We start from the raw sequence: 14,493 nt of genomic DNA, 5'->3' as shown, positions 1-14,493 counted from the left end.
ATGAGACTAAAAGAAATAAACATCTAGACTGAACATTGCTACATTTCTACATGTATTGTCTCTAGTGATCGATTTCTACCAAAAAGACTCAGACCTAAGACTGAATTCTAAGTAATTCATTTTATTTACTTTACCTGTCGTAGTAATTGTTTTATAATTATTACGACAGATGTAGTAATTATGAAGGAGGCGATCGAGTGATATCAAGTGATGCAATTCGTGGGTATAATGATGCCATCATCTTATCGATTCTTTCCAAAGAAGATTCCTACGGGTACGAAATCTCTAAACAGATTCGCGAGGGAACTGATTCAATGTATATCATCAAGGAAACAACCTTATACTCCGCGTTTACACGCCTAGAAAAGCAAGGGCTGATCCTTTCTTATCCTGGCGAAGTCACCCATGGCAAGAAACGAACGTATTACCGAATCAGTAGTGCTGGGAAGAAATTATTAGAAGAAAAAAAAGACGAGTGGCAGCAAACAAAAATCGTTGTTGACCGTTTTCTACAAGGAGGAGAAACATGAAAACCATTAAGGATTATCTAGATAGTTTATTTTTAAATGTACCGAATACACCTGAAACAAAAAAAGCCAAAGAAGACCTATTGGCAATCATGGAAGATCAGTATCACGGATTATTAGAAGAAGGAAAATCAGAGCATGAAGCCATTGGCGCAGTCATCAGTGAATTTGGTTCTATTGATGAGATCCTCCAAGAATTGGAACTTTCTCGGTCCTCTTTTGGCGAAGAAGTCTGGGAAAACGAGATTGAACTCGATGAAGTGATTTCATTTTGGAACCAAGTCCGTCGTTTCTCCCTTTTTCTTTCAACTGGAATTGCTAGTTGTATCTTAGCTGTGGGAATGCTCGTATTTTTTGCTAATAGTATTAGTGAGATTCTCGGTTTTCTGGCAATGTTTCTTCTGATTGCTTTAGGCGTTGGTTTGATTATTACTACAAGTTTGAGCTATTCAGCTAGTAAGAAGAAACTAAATGATCGTCCCTATTCACAGCAAGTAAAAATCGAAGCAAGACAACAAACAGAAGCCTATGCGAAAAGTTTTCGAGTAGGATTAGTTTTCGGTATCATTTTATGTATTCTTTCGGTCACACCTATCTTGACGAATAGAGCCTTTGGCTTACCGATTGGATTCGCTTTATTACTTTTCTTTGCTTCCGTGGCACTCGGCGTCTTCTTTATCGTCTATGTCAGCATCATCTATACTTGGTTTTCAAAAGTGGCAGAAGGCACGTTCTTTATCTCAGATGAAGACGAGCCAGGACCACGTGCGTCTCAACATATGTATGGCGACTCAGCGGAAACGATTCGTTTATTTGAACGTTTATACTGGCCGGGCATCTTCATCGTTTACATGGTTTGGTCCTTTATGACCCGAAGCTGGGCTTACTCTTGGCTCATCTTTGTGCTAGGCGGTGTATTGGAAGACTTTTTCCTTGAAAGATTGAAACGTAAATAACTTCTCAATCGCGGTCGGGACAGAAGTGTTTAGCCTCAAGAAATAAGGCGCAATCCACGAAAATTGTTTTTCATATTTTTATGGATTGCGCCTTATTTTTCGAAAAGGTTGCTTTTGCTCCAACCTTTTAAGCATTTTTTATGTGGTGCGAGAGGTCGAATGTCCCAGAGACTTTTAAATTTTCTAACTAAAAGCTTTTGTTATGTCTTTCACCACGCTCATTGCCTGATCGACCCATTCTCCTTTTGCCGCATCAGTTAAACGATCGGTATACTGTTTTGTTCTATCTTTTAACTCTTGGTTCGTGAGATCTCGCGTGACTTGGATCGTTTTCTTTTTTGTATCTGAACTGGCACGGCTATGACTAGCAATAAACCAAGAAATCAATGCTTTTTCTAGTCCCTTTATTTGCTCATCAAACATTGCTATCTTTCCCTTCCATTTATTGATTTTTATGATTTAATTTAGCTGACTGATAGTTTTGCTGATTTTCTGCTAATTCATCTTCAATCCTATATAATGCTTTACGTACAAGATATTGCCCTTCTTCGCTTGCATCATTGATCAAACGATACGCGATACGAGGATCAATCGTTCCTCCGTCTGAAAATGTTCGTTGTGTCAAAGGGATTTTTTCTCCTAATTGATCTAAGTAGCGTGCAAATGAACGTTTTTCTGCTTCAAGATCCGCTATTTTATTCTCTAATTCATCTTTCTTGTGCCAATAATCTTCTTCGATTTTTTTCATTTCTTTCGACTCATTATTAGCCATCACTAAAATGTTCCTTTCTTGAATTGGCTCGCTAATTCACTATCCAATTGTATTTGCTGATCAATCGTCTGATTGATTTGGTAGATCAGATCTTCGTAACTTGATTTGATCGAGCGAAGTTGATTCAACGCCGCTTCATAGTCGATGACTGGTTCAATTAGTACGTGTTGTCGAGTCACCCCTCCTTGCTCTAACGCCTCTAGCTGTTCCATCTCTGTAAGATTGCTTCCATATGAACGCGCATTAGCGATTGTATCTTGCCACAGTTGATTCGCCTGATCGATGCCTGTTTGATAGACCGTCATCAGTTCAGTGATTTTTTCATCAATCACTGTCTTCATTCCTGAAACAATGCTTTTCGCTTGAACTGCATCCAGGTAAACTTCTTTAGCTGCCGACATTCCACCTGTTTGTCCACTCCATTCACCTTTAATACTAGCAATCGATCTTTTTTTCAATCGTCTTTGATACTCTGCTAATACGGTGCCACTGCCATTCGTTGTTAATAAAGCACCATCTTCCTCAAATTGGTAACCTCCCCACATATGTTGATCGATCGTGCGTCTCAAGCCCAGCCGTTCAGATAGTGGATAAACGATCTGCCCAACTGCCTTTTTGCCTTCCCCATAACCAATCGCAACTAAGTCTTTTGAGTCAATGTAATTCAAAAGACGATACTCTTCGGTCAAATAATCCGCTTGCCGTTTTTGCTCAGGCGTTAATACCTCATAGATATTTGGCCCCTGATACACGTAGCCATATACACGATCCGCATCTCTTGAAGAAATACTTGCTAACGCATATTGCGCATTCATTGACCCTAAAGAATGACCATATACATTAAATTCAGCATTTGGATAAGCTTCCAATGTTTGTTGTAGTGTTGTCGCAGAAGATTGAAGCTGAGGCATCGCTGCTGCCCCACCACCATTGATTACCTGAAAAGCTGTAAAAATATTATTGTACTGCCAATCTAATTTGGCATCCAATGAAGAATCAAACGACGAACCACGATATAAAACCGTGACTTCTTTTACGCTTTCCCTTTCGCTAAGCGGTGCTGACAACGGAACATATTTGTCGGTGATGATAAAGGATTGTTCGCCGGTGATTTTACTGTTGATGTGGGAGACGTAACCGATGAACTCTTTATTAGTATTTATAAAGAGTTCTCCTTTTAGATGTAAAGCTTCGTATTGTTGCTTGGCTATTTCAACCTTTTCTTCTTCACTATTCTTCACTATCTTCCGCTCCTTTTTTCAATAATTCATGTAGTTCATAGGTAGTATTTGAGCTACCAATTTTTAGCTCACCTAGCTTGCCATTTGCCAAATTGCGACTTAGGAGGTTGGAAATAAGTAGCTTATCATTATCATTAATAATTAGGGGTACACTAATCCCACCCATTGGATTTCTCTTGATATTTTCATAATCAATTTTATAATTTTTTATTACTCCTTCAGATGTCAACGCATTAGGATCTAGATTTTTTAGCCCTGTTTCCAAAACTTTTTTTGCTTCTTCACTATTCACAACTTGAATCATTTCTTCTTCTAACTTCAAATGGTCCATATACATTGTTCCTCCAATCCATAATAGGCATATGCCAGTGATGATCAACAAGATTTGGCGTTTATTGATCGGTTTTCGTTTCATAAATGACCTCCTTTTTTATTATGTCTATCATAATTTTGTTGTAAGCAGTACGTCACAGTTTTTATGTATGTTTAATTGATCAATCAATGTATGGAATGACATGCCACATAATCTTCTTCTCTTTTTCCCATCTCCTCTTATTTAATTACGCCATTTCTGCTGAGTCTTACAAATATTCACTCTTTCTCTTTTATCTATTGTTGATCTGTTACTTTTTTCACATCAAGTATACATGAGAAATCACACCCTCTATTCTTCACCTCATAAAAACATGTTTTGACATCATCAACGTAGCTATTTTTCTCATTTTTATCTTTTCGTCTAATTCTTCACACCCTTTTGTTCCTTCTATGCTCTATCAAACATTTTACTAATGACTCTTTTGCATCATATAAAAAAAATGGTATGATGAATAATTAGAAAGTGAGGTTTTTTGATGGAAAGTTGGTTATTTCTTGGGTTGATCATGCTGGTTGCCGTCCTTGCTAAAAATCAAAGTCTGATGTTAGCGACTGGTTTTATTTTACTTGTTAAGTTTATTCCTGCATCGAAAGATTTTTTGACATGGCTCCAAGGGAAAGGAATCAATATTGGCGTGACGATCATTACTGCGGCGATTTTAGTGCCTATTGCTACAGGTGATATTGGTCTAAAAGATTTGCTTGATGCGTTCAAATCACCTATGGGTTGGGTAGCGATCTTCTGTGGTGGCTTAGTTGCTGTTTTATCGTCTAAAGGCGTTGGCTTGATTGCTACAGATCCACAAATCACTGTGGCTCTAGTTTTTGGAACGATCTTAGGCGTTGTTTTCTTAAAAGGGATCGCAGCAGGCCCTGTGATTGCTTCTGGGATTGCCTATTGCATTCTCCAATTGTTTTCTTTTAATAAATAATGATGCATCTAGTGGTTGAGAAAAGGATAATTTTTTTGTTCGTGGTATACTAGTTTTGAGGTGATCGCATATGCAAAAACTAAAATATTTCTTTGGGACTGTTGGATGGTTTTTATTGGCTGTTCTATTGATTATTGGATTGACCTACTTACTATTTCCTGATTTGATCCAAAACGTCTTTGATGCCAATTTTTAATATACGTAACTATTTTTTCAACTATTTATAAAAAAAGGCGGAAAACTTGACAGATCGTTGGATTATTCAAGTTCTTTCGGCTTTTTTTTGGCTTGGTGCATCTTTTTTGTTATACTAGGTGTGAGTGCACCTCTTTTATGCAGGAAATTTTATAAGAAGTGCGAAATGTTTGATTTAGAAGAAAGGAAGACGCTCGTGGAAACTTTTGAAGGTCTTTTGATTGATACGTATGTTTTACAAGAACAACCAATGATGTTGACTGGTTTGAATCTCCAACTTGAAGACCGGGTAATCAATTGTCTAATTAAAGATCGCTACTTGGCAAAATATGTTTTACGTTTACCTTTAAACAAATATGTATTGGAAGTTAGTGGAAAATGGAATCGCCGAAATCAATTAGTCATCAAACGAATGATGATCAAAAACATCGACGAATACATCAAAATCATTGGAACACCTGAATAGCTCATTTTCATGCATTCGAATTAGTTATAAAATAACTAATCTATGTTAACGGTATGATTCGTTGATTTGAAGCAATCGTATCCCTTTTCAAAAAAAACTTTGCAAACGGTTGACTTTGTTATATACTATTTCAGTACCAAACATCCCATTCAATTATTTATTTACCAAGATAAATTAAACCACGTTTGGTTAAGCGCTTGTTGTCTCCCACAACAGCGCTTTTTCTTTTGTTTTCTTGTTCTTCTACCTCTCATAAATCCACTCTCTCTGATATTTCTTACGTGTTAAGGAAAAAAACTTGTCATGTTGATATTGCAATGCGCGCTCGCATTAGGTATAATAATGAATGTTGAATTATGCGGTAACACGCGTAAGAACTTTACTTATCGGAGGTGAAACAAATGCCAAACATTGAATCTGCAATCAAACGTGTTCGCACAAGCGAAAACGCGAATGTAAAAAATTCATCTCAAACTAGTGCTATGCGTACTGCAATCAAAAAATTTGAGGATGCTGTAGCTTCAGGTGCTGACAACGTAGATGCGTTATATAAAGACGCTGTTAAAGCGATCGATATGGCTGAAACTAAAGGTCTTATCCACAAAAACAAAGCAAACCGCGACAAATCTCGTTTAAGCAAAAAAATCGCTAAATAAGGAAATCGGCTACGGCCGGTTTTTTTATTTGCTTTTTCTATACACAAATACACACAGTTTGGCTGATCCTTCTGATGACCAACCAAACTGTGTGTATTTGTGTTGCTACTGTTTTTACTTATTTTTTAATCTTTCAGCTGCCTGAAACACAAATAATTGAAAACTCAATTTCTTTTCGATCTGCCCACTTTTTACTTGATAGTCCATCTCGACTAATTGGTCGAACAATTGGACTAATATTTGTTCATCGAACTTTCTGACTTCTTGCATCGCCAATTTTACCCGATAAGGATGGATTTTCAAAGTTTCCGCAATATTTGCTTGTTGATACCCGATTTTGACTAAAAATTTCGTTTGGAGATACAATCGTAGTTGGGAGAGTAAAATCGCATTGATCTTGATGATCTCTTCCCCTTGTGTGACTAAATCTTCAAATAATCGCAGGGTATGTTCCGTATCTCCAGAAAGCATATATTGTGTCATGTCAAAGATATTATGTTCCAACGTCTTAGGCACTAATTGTTCGATTTCTTTCGCAGAGATGGCTGATTGATTCTGCCCATATAACATCAATTTATCTAATTCTGCCATCATTTTTGATAAGTCTAAATCAGTCAATCGTAAAATAAGATCGATTGCTTTACGATCTAGAGTAAGCGGTGTATTTTCTAATGTATTCAATAAATACTGTCGCACTTCTTTTTCATTCAATTGCTGAACATTGATCGATATCGCTGTTTTCTTCAATTGTTTCGTGACTTTTTTTCGTTCATCTAGTTTTTCATAAGGCGCAAAGAAGACGAGAACGGTTGATTCGAGTGGTTCTTTTAAATAGTCTACTAAAAGATCTGTGTTTTGTTCGAGACTGTTGTTGTTTTTTTCACCCGTCAAAAAATAAGGGTTTTCGACAAACACTACTCGTTGATCACCGAAAAACGGTAAGGTTTCTGCTTCAGCGATTACGTCATCGATCGTTGCTTGGGTCATATCAAATTTCAGAAAATTGAGATCATCTTCTCCTGATATTTGTATTTTCTTAAGGATTTCTGTACGCACTTGGTCTTGTAAAAACTTCTCCGTTCCTAAAACGAGATAACAAGGTGCGAGCTTTTCTTTACGAATTTTTTGTAGTTCAACTTGGATACTCACATCTCTCACCACTTTCCAATTTATCCTATCACGAGAAAACAAAAATTACTAGTCTATCATTTTCTGAAGTCGGCCATTTTTTGTCCAAACAGGATGCCAATAAAAAGTGATCGCTCCATTTTTATCTGTCCGATAAATAGTACTCTCTAAATTTTCCAACGTGTTGAGGACTTCAGGATGTGGATGTCCATAGCGATTGTCCAGCCCGTTAGATAATATTCCCATCTTCGGTTGTAAAGCAGCCAAGAACATTGGATGACTCGAACTACGACTCCCATGATGTCCTAGTTTCACGACCTCCGCCCTTAGCCTTGGGTAAGCATTCAACATCTCGATTTCCCCTTCTTGATCCAAATCACCCAGTAACAAAAAGCGCTGCTTCTTATAGGTGAACCAAAGAACCACTGAATCTTCATTTTTCCCTTGCCCTTTTTTACTTGGCATCAAGACGTACAAGTCAAAGTAGGCAGATATTCGATCCCCTTGCCTGACTTCTATGATCTTGGTTCCTAACTGACTAATTTTTATCAATCGTTCACGAAACTTTGGCTCTGTGGCAGCTCCCCAACCAATGTATATTTCTTCGATGGTAAAATGTGACGAGAGTGTTTCCAATTCCCCGATATGATCAGTGTCGTTATGTGTGAGAAATAGTTTTGTGATCGTGGTGATCCCTTGTCCTTTTAAATATGGAACGATATTATTTTCTGCATAAGGACGAGTAATACGTTGCTGCCACGCTTCTGTTTCAACATTTAATCTGCCCCCAGTATCGATTAAAATCACATCTTGTTTCATCGGACTTTTTAGTAGGATACTGTCGCCTTGTCCGACATCGATAAAGGTAATCGTAGTCGAAGCATCAAGTAATGGTATCAAGAAATAACTGATGAGGATTAGTGATGAATAAATGATTTTTTTCCATGGCAGAATCGTTTCGCTCTCAAACAAGAGTAAGAAGACGATGATACTCAACATAACAAAATAAAAAGCGGGTTGCCCGATGGTCAGTGTGGAGAAATCAAAATAAGAGAGGAAGTCTTCAAAGTGAACCAAACAAGATTCGAGGATTTCAAATAAGGCCTGTGGAATGATGCTGCCTGCTAAAAAGAGAATGATCATCCCTGGAAGAAGGACGTATTGGAATAATGGAATGCCTAGTGTTGTGAATAAGCCACCTAAAAACGACCATTCATAGAAATACCAAGCACTTAAAGGTAATTGGATTGCACTTGTTTGGAATAGGTAGAATAAACGATTGCTCCAACCTTTTGATGCGTGAGAAAATGTCATAAATAATAAACTCATCCATATACTTAATTGCGCACCCATTTGAAGCAGGATCAACGGATCGAACAATAAAAGCAACCATAGATTCAAAGAAAAACAATCCAGCGTAGATAGTTTGATTGATGTCAATTTGAGTACAAGCTTCAAAATAAAGAAACTGCCTGCTCTAACCACTGAAAATGAGCCGCCAGCTAATAGGATATAAATCCCTGTAAGCAATGTCAGCGGAAGAATCGTAACAGACAAAGGACAGTCACTTCGTCGAAAAACATAATATAAAAAACCTAAATAAAAATGGACATGCATCCCAGAAACTGCGAATAGATGCAGTAATCCAGTTGCTTTAAAAATTGTTTCGGCTTCGCGAAAAGAAGCATCACGATAACCGAAAAGCAACGCGTTCATATACATCCCTATTTTTTTAGGATATCGTTTTTTTACATAATTGATTGCTTTTCCACGGAGGTCACGAAATCGAGTCACCCCTCGCCTTGTAGAAGGCAGGACTTGAAAATCCTTTCCATGGAACTGACCACTGATTCGTGATCCCTTCAGATAATTGACCGTATCAAATGCATAACGATTGCGCAACGATCCGGGTGTCTGATAACTGCCAGTTACTCGAAGTTCGATCGGATACCCTCGAAAGTCCTCCCATTGTTGTGCTTCTGCTTTTGTTTTGGCTTGATAACTTAGCTGGACTTTTTGTTTCGTTGAGATTCTGCGTGCTTCTACAGTCAACCAATCGCCATTCCGTTGAATCGTATCGGTCATCAATAGAAACTCTTCAGTTGTTCTTGTGTGATCAATCGAGGGAAGCTCTGAACGAAGACAAGCAAACCAAACTGCCAGACTGCAAAAACAACAAAGATAGATCACCGCTTGCTTGTGTTTGAATAGAACCAGAAGAAAAAGACCAGCAACGATCAAGCGAGACAGATCATGCTCCTTATAGTAAACGAAACATAAAATGACCGAAGACATTGCTGGTAAAATCAAGTAATTACGAACTTGTTCGCCAAATTGTTTAATCAAGTTCACCTGTTGATTCTTGTTGAAGTTTAGCAAAATATTTCATATCTAAATTGACTTGATGGACGGATGCACCTAATTGGGTAATCAATGACTGTGCATAAGGGTCATTGCGATAATCATGCAAGTAATGGATTTTCCTGATTCCAGCTTGAAGCAATGCTTTTGTACAGGCCAAACATGGAAAATGGGTGACATAGATCTCTGCCCCTTCTGTAGGGACTCCGAGTTTTGCACATTGGAGTAACGCATTCATTTCTGCATGGATCGTTCGTAAACAGTGACCATTCACGACATAGCAACCTTCGTCGATACAATGAACATCCCCACTCACTGCGCCGTTATAACCACCCGCAATGATTCGTTTCTCTCTAACTAATGTGGCACCTACTTCTAATCGTGTACATGTACTTCTTAATGATAATAATACGGCTTGTGCCATAAAATACTGATCCCAAGGAATTCGTTCATTGCTCATAATTTGTCACCTCATTGGTTTATTCTATTGTAATTGTAACGAAGTTTTTCAGTTTTTCAACTGTCTTTTCGCCAAATCCCGATATTTCTTTCAAACTTTCAATTGTTTGGAAGGAACCGTTGGCTTCGCGATAGTTGATGATCTCTTGTGCTTTCATTGCCCCGATTCCCGGAAGCTCCTGTAATTCAGCAAGGCTGGCAGTATTAAGATTGACTTTCTTTTCCTCTGTCTGCTCTTTTTCCTTTACTTCCTCTACGAACTGAGGCATCTCTTCGCCAACTTGGGGAATATAAAGCACTTGTTGGTCCGAAACTTTTGCAGCAAAATTGATCTGTTTTTCATCAGCTTGTGCAGTCAGTCCTCCTGCTTTTTCAATGATATCAAAGACACGTTCCTCGTCTGTAAAGGCGTATATTCCAGGTCGATTGACATTGCCTTTCACGTCTACATACATGATAGGGTCTTTTGTCGTCGTTCCGGTTGTCGCAGTCTTTTGGTAACTATCCGAGCTTGTAGCGGTTATCAACGATATGTTACTAGATTCATTGATCTTAGTTGGACCGATCTGACGGTATATGACCACTCCTATTAGCATACTAACTGATACACTGCATATAAAAAATAGAAGGAGGCGTTTTGGCGAATCAAAGATTTCTTGAACTATTTTCTTCATTGGTATTCTTTCTATTTCATTTTCCTTTCTAAAAAATAGTGAAAAAACATCTACACTGCGATGTTCCTTCACTATTAGATACGCCTCAAATGATTATTTCTTTTATTTTTATATTCACGATTTACCTAGCTGGTTCTATCCTTGGTTTCGGCTTCAAACTTGGAGAAGGCGGAGCTGGTGGTCGATTTCCCCCAGACTTACTCATTGCTGCTTGTTTGGTCATGCCAAATGAACGTTTGTCCGAGGCAATATGACTGTTAAATACCATGCGGTCGGACTTCCCAGATCCGTTCTCTATTTCCCAGATTCGTTGTTTCACCGATTGCACAGGGCTCTCTCCAGATATTGCTTTTGACGAAATAAGGCCTTGATTGATCGCAGATTTTACTTCTCGAAGTTTCGAATCACGTCGTTCAAACTCATCTTTCAATGAATTTTTTCTCCCATTATTTTCTTGCAACTCTGAAATTGGTGATAACCGTCTTGGTTGTTTGATTTGTTGCTCATGATGACCAGTAAATGCTACCTCGCCATGAACGGAAGGATTTCTGTGGTGTCCCACTATAGGTTTTTCGATAAGTTTCTCTTTATTATGGGACACCTCTATATTTAATGAAATTTTCTCCCCATTGTTCGCTCGTCGGATCACTGCGTAAATGACAGGGTCATCTTTTCTATTGATAATTACCTTGCGAGACTTCTCGCTTTCTCTGCCTTCCTCTAGGAAAGATAGGGTACTGTAATGTAATTCATCTTCTGTTTCAGGTTGACGCCATTTTTTTTGCTCTAAAGGTTGTGCACGAAGCTGCTCCCTTAGTTCCAATCCGCGAGCCGTAGGGATAGATTTCGCTCTTGAAGCTAAGTGCTTGATTTCATCAACGATTTCTTTTGGATCAATCCATACATCTTTATCAACAATCGATTGAATATATTCTGATTTAAAATATTTACTGTTCAAATCCTTTAGTGTATTCTCATATTTTTCAGGTTCTTTATTCTTACGCCTAAGAATAAAATTGAAAACTCTATCCGTTTTACTCAACTTTTTCTGTCGAAAATCTGCAAGTAAGCGCCTGGTCCACAACACACCGTTTCGATGTTTTGACAGTTGATCTTTCGTTTCTTCCAATTGTTTGTCAAAATCAGTTAATACACGTTTAAAGTCTGCTGTTTTCCGCAAGTGCCCAAAATTTTTTTTATACTTTTTTTCGGAGTAATATTCTCCGATATCGAATGATGATTGGCGATTGCTTGATTGTTCCATGTTTTTCTTGCCCCTTTCTAACTCTTTTTTTAATATGGTAGCAAACTTACTTAGAATTACCTACAAAATAACAAAACGTTTTTTTGTAATTATTGAAAAAAAAGAAAAAGAGGGAGACATTAGCCCTTTCGCACCACCTAAACCGAATAAACGGCCGGAACAGATGGAACCTCTTCGAAAAATAATACGCCACCCACAAAAATTTGAAAAACAATTTTCGTGGATGGCGCATTATTTCTTGAGGCTAAACATGTCTTGTCCTCGCTTTAAAATATGAGTACAAAACGTTCAAGTCGAAACCGTTTATTTCATGTTCTCAAGATACTCTAAGGCATCTTGCACTGTTTTGACCGGAACGATCTTCATCGATGTATTGAGTTTTTTAGCCGCAGCTTTGGCTTCTTCATAATTCGTTTTGATATCAGGATTTTCTTTTTTCACTTCATCAGAAATCGTATCATCTGGCGCAAAAAAGATATTCATTCCTGCTTCGTCTGCACTTGCCACTTTTTTATCGATTCCACCGATCCGTCCCACTTCACCTGCACTATTGATCGTACCTGTACCGGCTATTTTTTTCCCTTTACGGATGTTTTGATGGGTCAACTGTTCATAGATCTCCAAAGTAAACATCAAGCCTGCTGAAGGGCCACCGATTGAACCAGAATTGATTGCCACTTCTGTGTCTGTGGCGATTTCTGTATGATCAGTCAAAGTGATCCCGATTCCTGGTTTTTTATCTGTCGATAACTCGATCAGTTTACCTGAAGCTTCTTCTTCTTTGCCATCGTGGATGAAGGTGATTGTGACAACTTGTCCTACTGCTTGTCCTTTCACGTACTCCATAAATTCTTCCGCACTCTTGAAACTCATCCCATCTACTTTTGTGACTGTATCACCAACAGATAATTTCTTGTAAAAGCTCGAATTTTTTTCGACGCCCATGACATAGACACCTTTAAATTCCATCGTATAAGGAATATTCGCTAGTTTCAAGGCTTGCTCAATGGCGGCATTTTGTGAGGATTCCATATAATATTTTTGCATCTGATTATATTCTTCATTTGTCGCTCCACCAGTCAACTCTTCTTCACTGATAACATCTTTGAAATCTGACATTAGTGCGGAGACGACACCAAATCCTGTTGCTCTTCTGATTCCTACAGAAGTGAGAGAGAAAGAGCCTGATTCTTTATCTTCTTGATCATTGACTGTGATCATATCTTTAAGATCGATCGTGGCACCTGGAGCTTCCACGTAATAGGGTAAAGGCACAATGACAAAGCCTGCTAATAATGTGCCTAAAAGGATTACCGATAACGTTTTCCACCATTTCTTATTCTGCATCACTTTCACGCTTTCTAGCTAATGCTTCGTTGATCACAGTAGGTAAATAGGTGCTCACGTCCCCACCAAAATAAAGAACCTCTTTAAGCATACTTGAGCTGATATGGCTATACTCTGGTTTTGCCATAAAAAGCACCGTCTCCAATTCATGACTCAAATGATGATTCATTTGCGCAATGTCACGTTCATATTCAAAATCTTTGAAGCTACGAACACCTCGAACCAACGCTTGAACACCTAGTTCTTTTGCCGTCGTCACTGTCAACTGTGTCTCTTGGTGGATCACTCGGACATTTTCTAAGTGTGCGACTGCTTGTGTGATCAATTCCAAGCGTTCCTCAGCCGTGAACAATGTTTTTTTTGATGTATTGATAAAGATACCGATGATCACTTCATCAAACAACTTCGCAGCTCGTTCGATCGTGTCTAAATGACCCATAGTCAATGGGTCGAAACTCCCTGGAAATAACGCTCTTCTCATTTATATTTCCTCTTTTCTATAAATGGTCACCGCAGAGATGCCATAGGTCTGCTGTTTGATTTGTTGAAAATTTCCTATTGTCTCAGGAAGCTCCACTGACTTATCTGTTTCGCATACGATCAAGGCAGCGTCCTGAAAAAGAGCCAATTCTTCCATACGTTCAATTTGATCGACGATTTTTTGTTTGGCATAAGGTGGATCTAAAAATAGAATATCAATCTTTTGATCCTCTTTCGCCAGTGACTCAATCGCTTTATCAGCATCTAATTTCATTGTATTGAATTTGTTCGGTTCTTTTGTGATTTCAATATTTTCTTTGATTATTTTTAGTGCTTGATAGTTTTTCTCCACGCAGATTGCGTAGCTACAGCCTCTGGAAACAGCTTCGATCGCTAGACCCCCGCTTCCTGAGTAAAGATCCAAAACGACCTCTCCATTAAAATAAGGACCGATCATGTTGAATATCGACTCTTTGACTTTATCAGACGTCGGTCGAGTATTTGGCCCTGCTAAACTTTTTAAACGGCGACCGCCGTAATCTCCTGAAATTACTCGCATCTACTCACTCCTTGAAACATACTGTTATTAGTATACCAAAAAAATAGACTTGATTCCGACTAAAATCGCCAATTCTCAAGTCTATTTTTTCTTAATTTAAC

Annotated in this window: 18 protein-coding genes; 6 read left to right on the top strand and 12 right to left on the bottom strand. The window is 38.3% G+C overall.

What is annotated here, in order from left to right; all coding sequences use genetic code 11:
* Positions 1-197 precede the first annotated feature (197 nt).
* The gene (locus EM4838_RS05710) at positions 198-530 is read left to right on the top strand and encodes a PadR family transcriptional regulator (protein WP_019723123.1); all 333 of its coding nucleotides are present in this window, start codon (positions 198-200) and stop codon (positions 528-530) included.
* Positions 527-1,483, top strand: coding sequence for a permease prefix domain 1-containing protein (locus EM4838_RS05705; RefSeq protein ID WP_071867108.1), 957 nt, complete (start codon positions 527-529; stop codon positions 1,481-1,483). The genes EM4838_RS05710 and EM4838_RS05705 overlap by 4 nt, the downstream gene beginning before the upstream one ends.
* Positions 1,484-1,666: 183 nt before the next feature.
* On the opposite strand, the gene EM4838_RS05700 is transcribed toward EM4838_RS05705, so the two are convergent.
* Genes EM4838_RS05700 through EM4838_RS05685 form a run of 4 tightly spaced genes read right to left on the bottom strand, consistent with a single transcriptional unit; the run spans position 1,667 to position 3,911 of the window.
* A complete protein-coding gene (locus EM4838_RS05700) occupies positions 1,667-1,906 on the bottom strand; it encodes a hypothetical protein (protein ID WP_071867109.1) in 240 nt (79 codons plus the stop codon).
* 19 nt (positions 1,907-1,925) lie between these two features.
* Complete coding sequence (locus EM4838_RS05695) at positions 1,926-2,255, bottom strand: hypothetical protein (protein ID WP_071867110.1); 330 nt, start codon at positions 2,253-2,255, stop codon at positions 1,926-1,928.
* Between the two features lie 2 nt (positions 2,256-2,257).
* Positions 2,258-3,496 carry a hypothetical protein gene (locus tag EM4838_RS16805; RefSeq protein WP_081367442.1) on the bottom strand — a complete coding sequence of 413 codons (1,239 nt, stop codon included), beginning with the start codon at positions 3,494-3,496 and terminating at the stop codon, positions 2,258-2,260.
* Positions 3,486-3,911, bottom strand: coding sequence for a DUF1310 family protein (locus EM4838_RS05685; RefSeq protein ID WP_071867112.1), 426 nt, complete (start codon positions 3,909-3,911; stop codon positions 3,486-3,488). The genes EM4838_RS16805 and EM4838_RS05685 overlap by 11 nt, the downstream gene beginning before the upstream one ends.
* A 436-nt stretch (positions 3,912-4,347) precedes the next feature.
* On the opposite strand from EM4838_RS05685, the gene EM4838_RS05680 reads away from it, so the two are divergent.
* The 4 genes from EM4838_RS05680 (at position 4,348) to rpsT (ending at position 6,120) form a co-directional block, all read left to right on the top strand.
* Positions 4,348-4,803 carry a DUF441 domain-containing protein gene (locus EM4838_RS05680; protein ID WP_010735644.1) on the top strand — a complete coding sequence of 152 codons (456 nt, stop codon included), beginning with the start codon at positions 4,348-4,350 and terminating at the stop codon, positions 4,801-4,803.
* Between the two features lie 70 nt (positions 4,804-4,873).
* Positions 4,874-4,999: a hypothetical protein gene (locus EM4838_RS17045; protein ID WP_010735645.1), complete on the top strand. Its 126-nt coding sequence runs from the start codon at positions 4,874-4,876 to the stop codon at positions 4,997-4,999.
* A 195-nt stretch (positions 5,000-5,194) separates the two neighbouring features.
* A complete protein-coding gene (locus EM4838_RS05675; RefSeq protein WP_010735646.1) occupies positions 5,195-5,464 on the top strand; it encodes a hypothetical protein in 270 nt (89 codons plus the stop codon).
* Between the two features lie 401 nt (positions 5,465-5,865).
* Positions 5,866-6,120 (top strand): 30S ribosomal protein S20, encoded by a 255-nt coding sequence (gene rpsT, locus EM4838_RS05670; protein ID WP_010735647.1) that lies wholly within the window; start codon positions 5,866-5,868, stop codon positions 6,118-6,120.
* Positions 6,121-6,234: 114 nt separating this feature from the next.
* Here rpsT and holA read toward each other — a convergent pair whose 3' ends face one another.
* From holA to rsmD, 8 genes are all read right to left on the bottom strand, one after another.
* The gene (gene holA, locus EM4838_RS05665) at positions 6,235-7,281 is read right to left on the bottom strand and encodes a DNA polymerase III subunit delta (protein ID WP_071867113.1); all 1,047 of its coding nucleotides are present in this window, start codon (positions 7,279-7,281) and stop codon (positions 6,235-6,237) included.
* Positions 7,282-7,317: 36 nt separating this feature from the next.
* On the bottom strand, positions 7,318-9,600 hold the full coding sequence (locus EM4838_RS05660) for a DNA internalization-related competence protein ComEC/Rec2 (RefSeq protein ID WP_233433769.1): 2,283 nt from the start codon (positions 9,598-9,600) through the stop codon (positions 7,318-7,320).
* Complete coding sequence (locus EM4838_RS05655; protein ID WP_034689319.1) at positions 9,587-10,069, bottom strand: ComE operon protein 2; 483 nt, start codon at positions 10,067-10,069, stop codon at positions 9,587-9,589. The genes EM4838_RS05660 and EM4838_RS05655 overlap by 14 nt, the downstream gene beginning before the upstream one ends.
* Positions 10,070-10,088: 19 nt before the next feature.
* Positions 10,089-10,742, bottom strand: a complete 654-nt coding sequence (locus EM4838_RS05650; RefSeq protein ID WP_071867159.1) for a helix-hairpin-helix domain-containing protein — start codon at positions 10,740-10,742, stop codon at positions 10,089-10,091.
* Positions 10,743-10,863: 121 nt separating this feature from the next.
* Positions 10,864-12,006, bottom strand: coding sequence for a hypothetical protein (locus EM4838_RS05645; RefSeq protein WP_233433768.1), 1,143 nt, complete (start codon positions 12,004-12,006; stop codon positions 10,864-10,866).
* A gap of 303 nt (positions 12,007-12,309) precedes the next feature.
* Positions 12,310-13,353 (bottom strand): SepM family pheromone-processing serine protease, encoded by a 1,044-nt coding sequence (locus EM4838_RS05635; protein ID WP_071867115.1) that lies wholly within the window; start codon positions 13,351-13,353, stop codon positions 12,310-12,312.
* Positions 13,343-13,834 carry a pantetheine-phosphate adenylyltransferase gene (gene coaD / locus EM4838_RS05630; RefSeq protein ID WP_071867116.1) on the bottom strand — a complete coding sequence of 164 codons (492 nt, stop codon included), beginning with the start codon at positions 13,832-13,834 and terminating at the stop codon, positions 13,343-13,345. Before coaD ends, EM4838_RS05635 begins: the two co-directional genes overlap by 11 nt.
* Positions 13,835-14,392: a 16S rRNA (guanine(966)-N(2))-methyltransferase RsmD gene (rsmD, locus tag EM4838_RS05625; protein ID WP_019723134.1), complete on the bottom strand. Its 558-nt coding sequence runs from the start codon at positions 14,390-14,392 to the stop codon at positions 13,835-13,837. It abuts the gene before it with no gap.
* Positions 14,393-14,493 lie beyond the last annotated feature (101 nt).

This window comes from Enterococcus mundtii (assembly GCF_002813755.1).
In the GTDB taxonomy this organism is placed as follows: domain Bacteria; phylum Bacillota; class Bacilli; order Lactobacillales; family Enterococcaceae; genus Enterococcus_B; species Enterococcus_B mundtii.
Note: the sequence above shows the minus strand (reverse complement) of the source record. Positions and strands in the feature narration are given on the sequence as shown.

Bases quoted from the DNA above. Each gene is read 5' to 3' on its own strand.
- EM4838_RS05705 (WP_071867108.1), top strand. From the start codon at position 527: ATGAAAACCATTAAGGATTATCTAGATAGTTTATTTTTAAATGTACCG.
- EM4838_RS05700 (WP_071867109.1), bottom strand. From the start codon at position 1,906: ATGTTTGATGAGCAAATAAAGGGACTAGAAAAAGCATTGATTTCTTGG.
- EM4838_RS05695 (WP_071867110.1), bottom strand. From the start codon at position 2,255: ATGGCTAATAATGAGTCGAAAGAAATGAAAAAAATCGAAGAAGATTAT.
- EM4838_RS05685 (WP_071867112.1), bottom strand. From the start codon at position 3,911: ATGAAACGAAAACCGATCAATAAACGCCAAATCTTGTTGATCATCACT.
- EM4838_RS05680 (WP_010735644.1), top strand. From the start codon at position 4,348: ATGGAAAGTTGGTTATTTCTTGGGTTGATCATGCTGGTTGCCGTCCTT.
- EM4838_RS17045 (WP_010735645.1), top strand. From the start codon at position 4,874: ATGCAAAAACTAAAATATTTCTTTGGGACTGTTGGATGGTTTTTATTG.
- rpsT (WP_010735647.1), top strand. From the start codon at position 5,866: ATGCCAAACATTGAATCTGCAATCAAACGTGTTCGCACAAGCGAAAAC.
- EM4838_RS05655 (WP_034689319.1), bottom strand. From the start codon at position 10,069: ATGAGCAATGAACGAATTCCTTGGGATCAGTATTTTATGGCACAAGCC.
- EM4838_RS05650 (WP_071867159.1), bottom strand. From the start codon at position 10,742: ATGAAGAAAATAGTTCAAGAAATCTTTGATTCGCCAAAACGCCTCCTT.
- EM4838_RS05645 (WP_233433768.1), bottom strand. From the start codon at position 12,006: ATGGAACAATCAAGCAATCGCCAATCATCATTCGATATCGGAGAATAT.
- EM4838_RS05635 (WP_071867115.1), bottom strand. From the start codon at position 13,353: ATGCAGAATAAGAAATGGTGGAAAACGTTATCGGTAATCCTTTTAGGC.
- coaD (WP_071867116.1), bottom strand. From the start codon at position 13,834: ATGAGAAGAGCGTTATTTCCAGGGAGTTTCGACCCATTGACTATGGGT.
- rsmD (WP_019723134.1), bottom strand. From the start codon at position 14,392: ATGCGAGTAATTTCAGGAGATTACGGCGGTCGCCGTTTAAAAAGTTTA.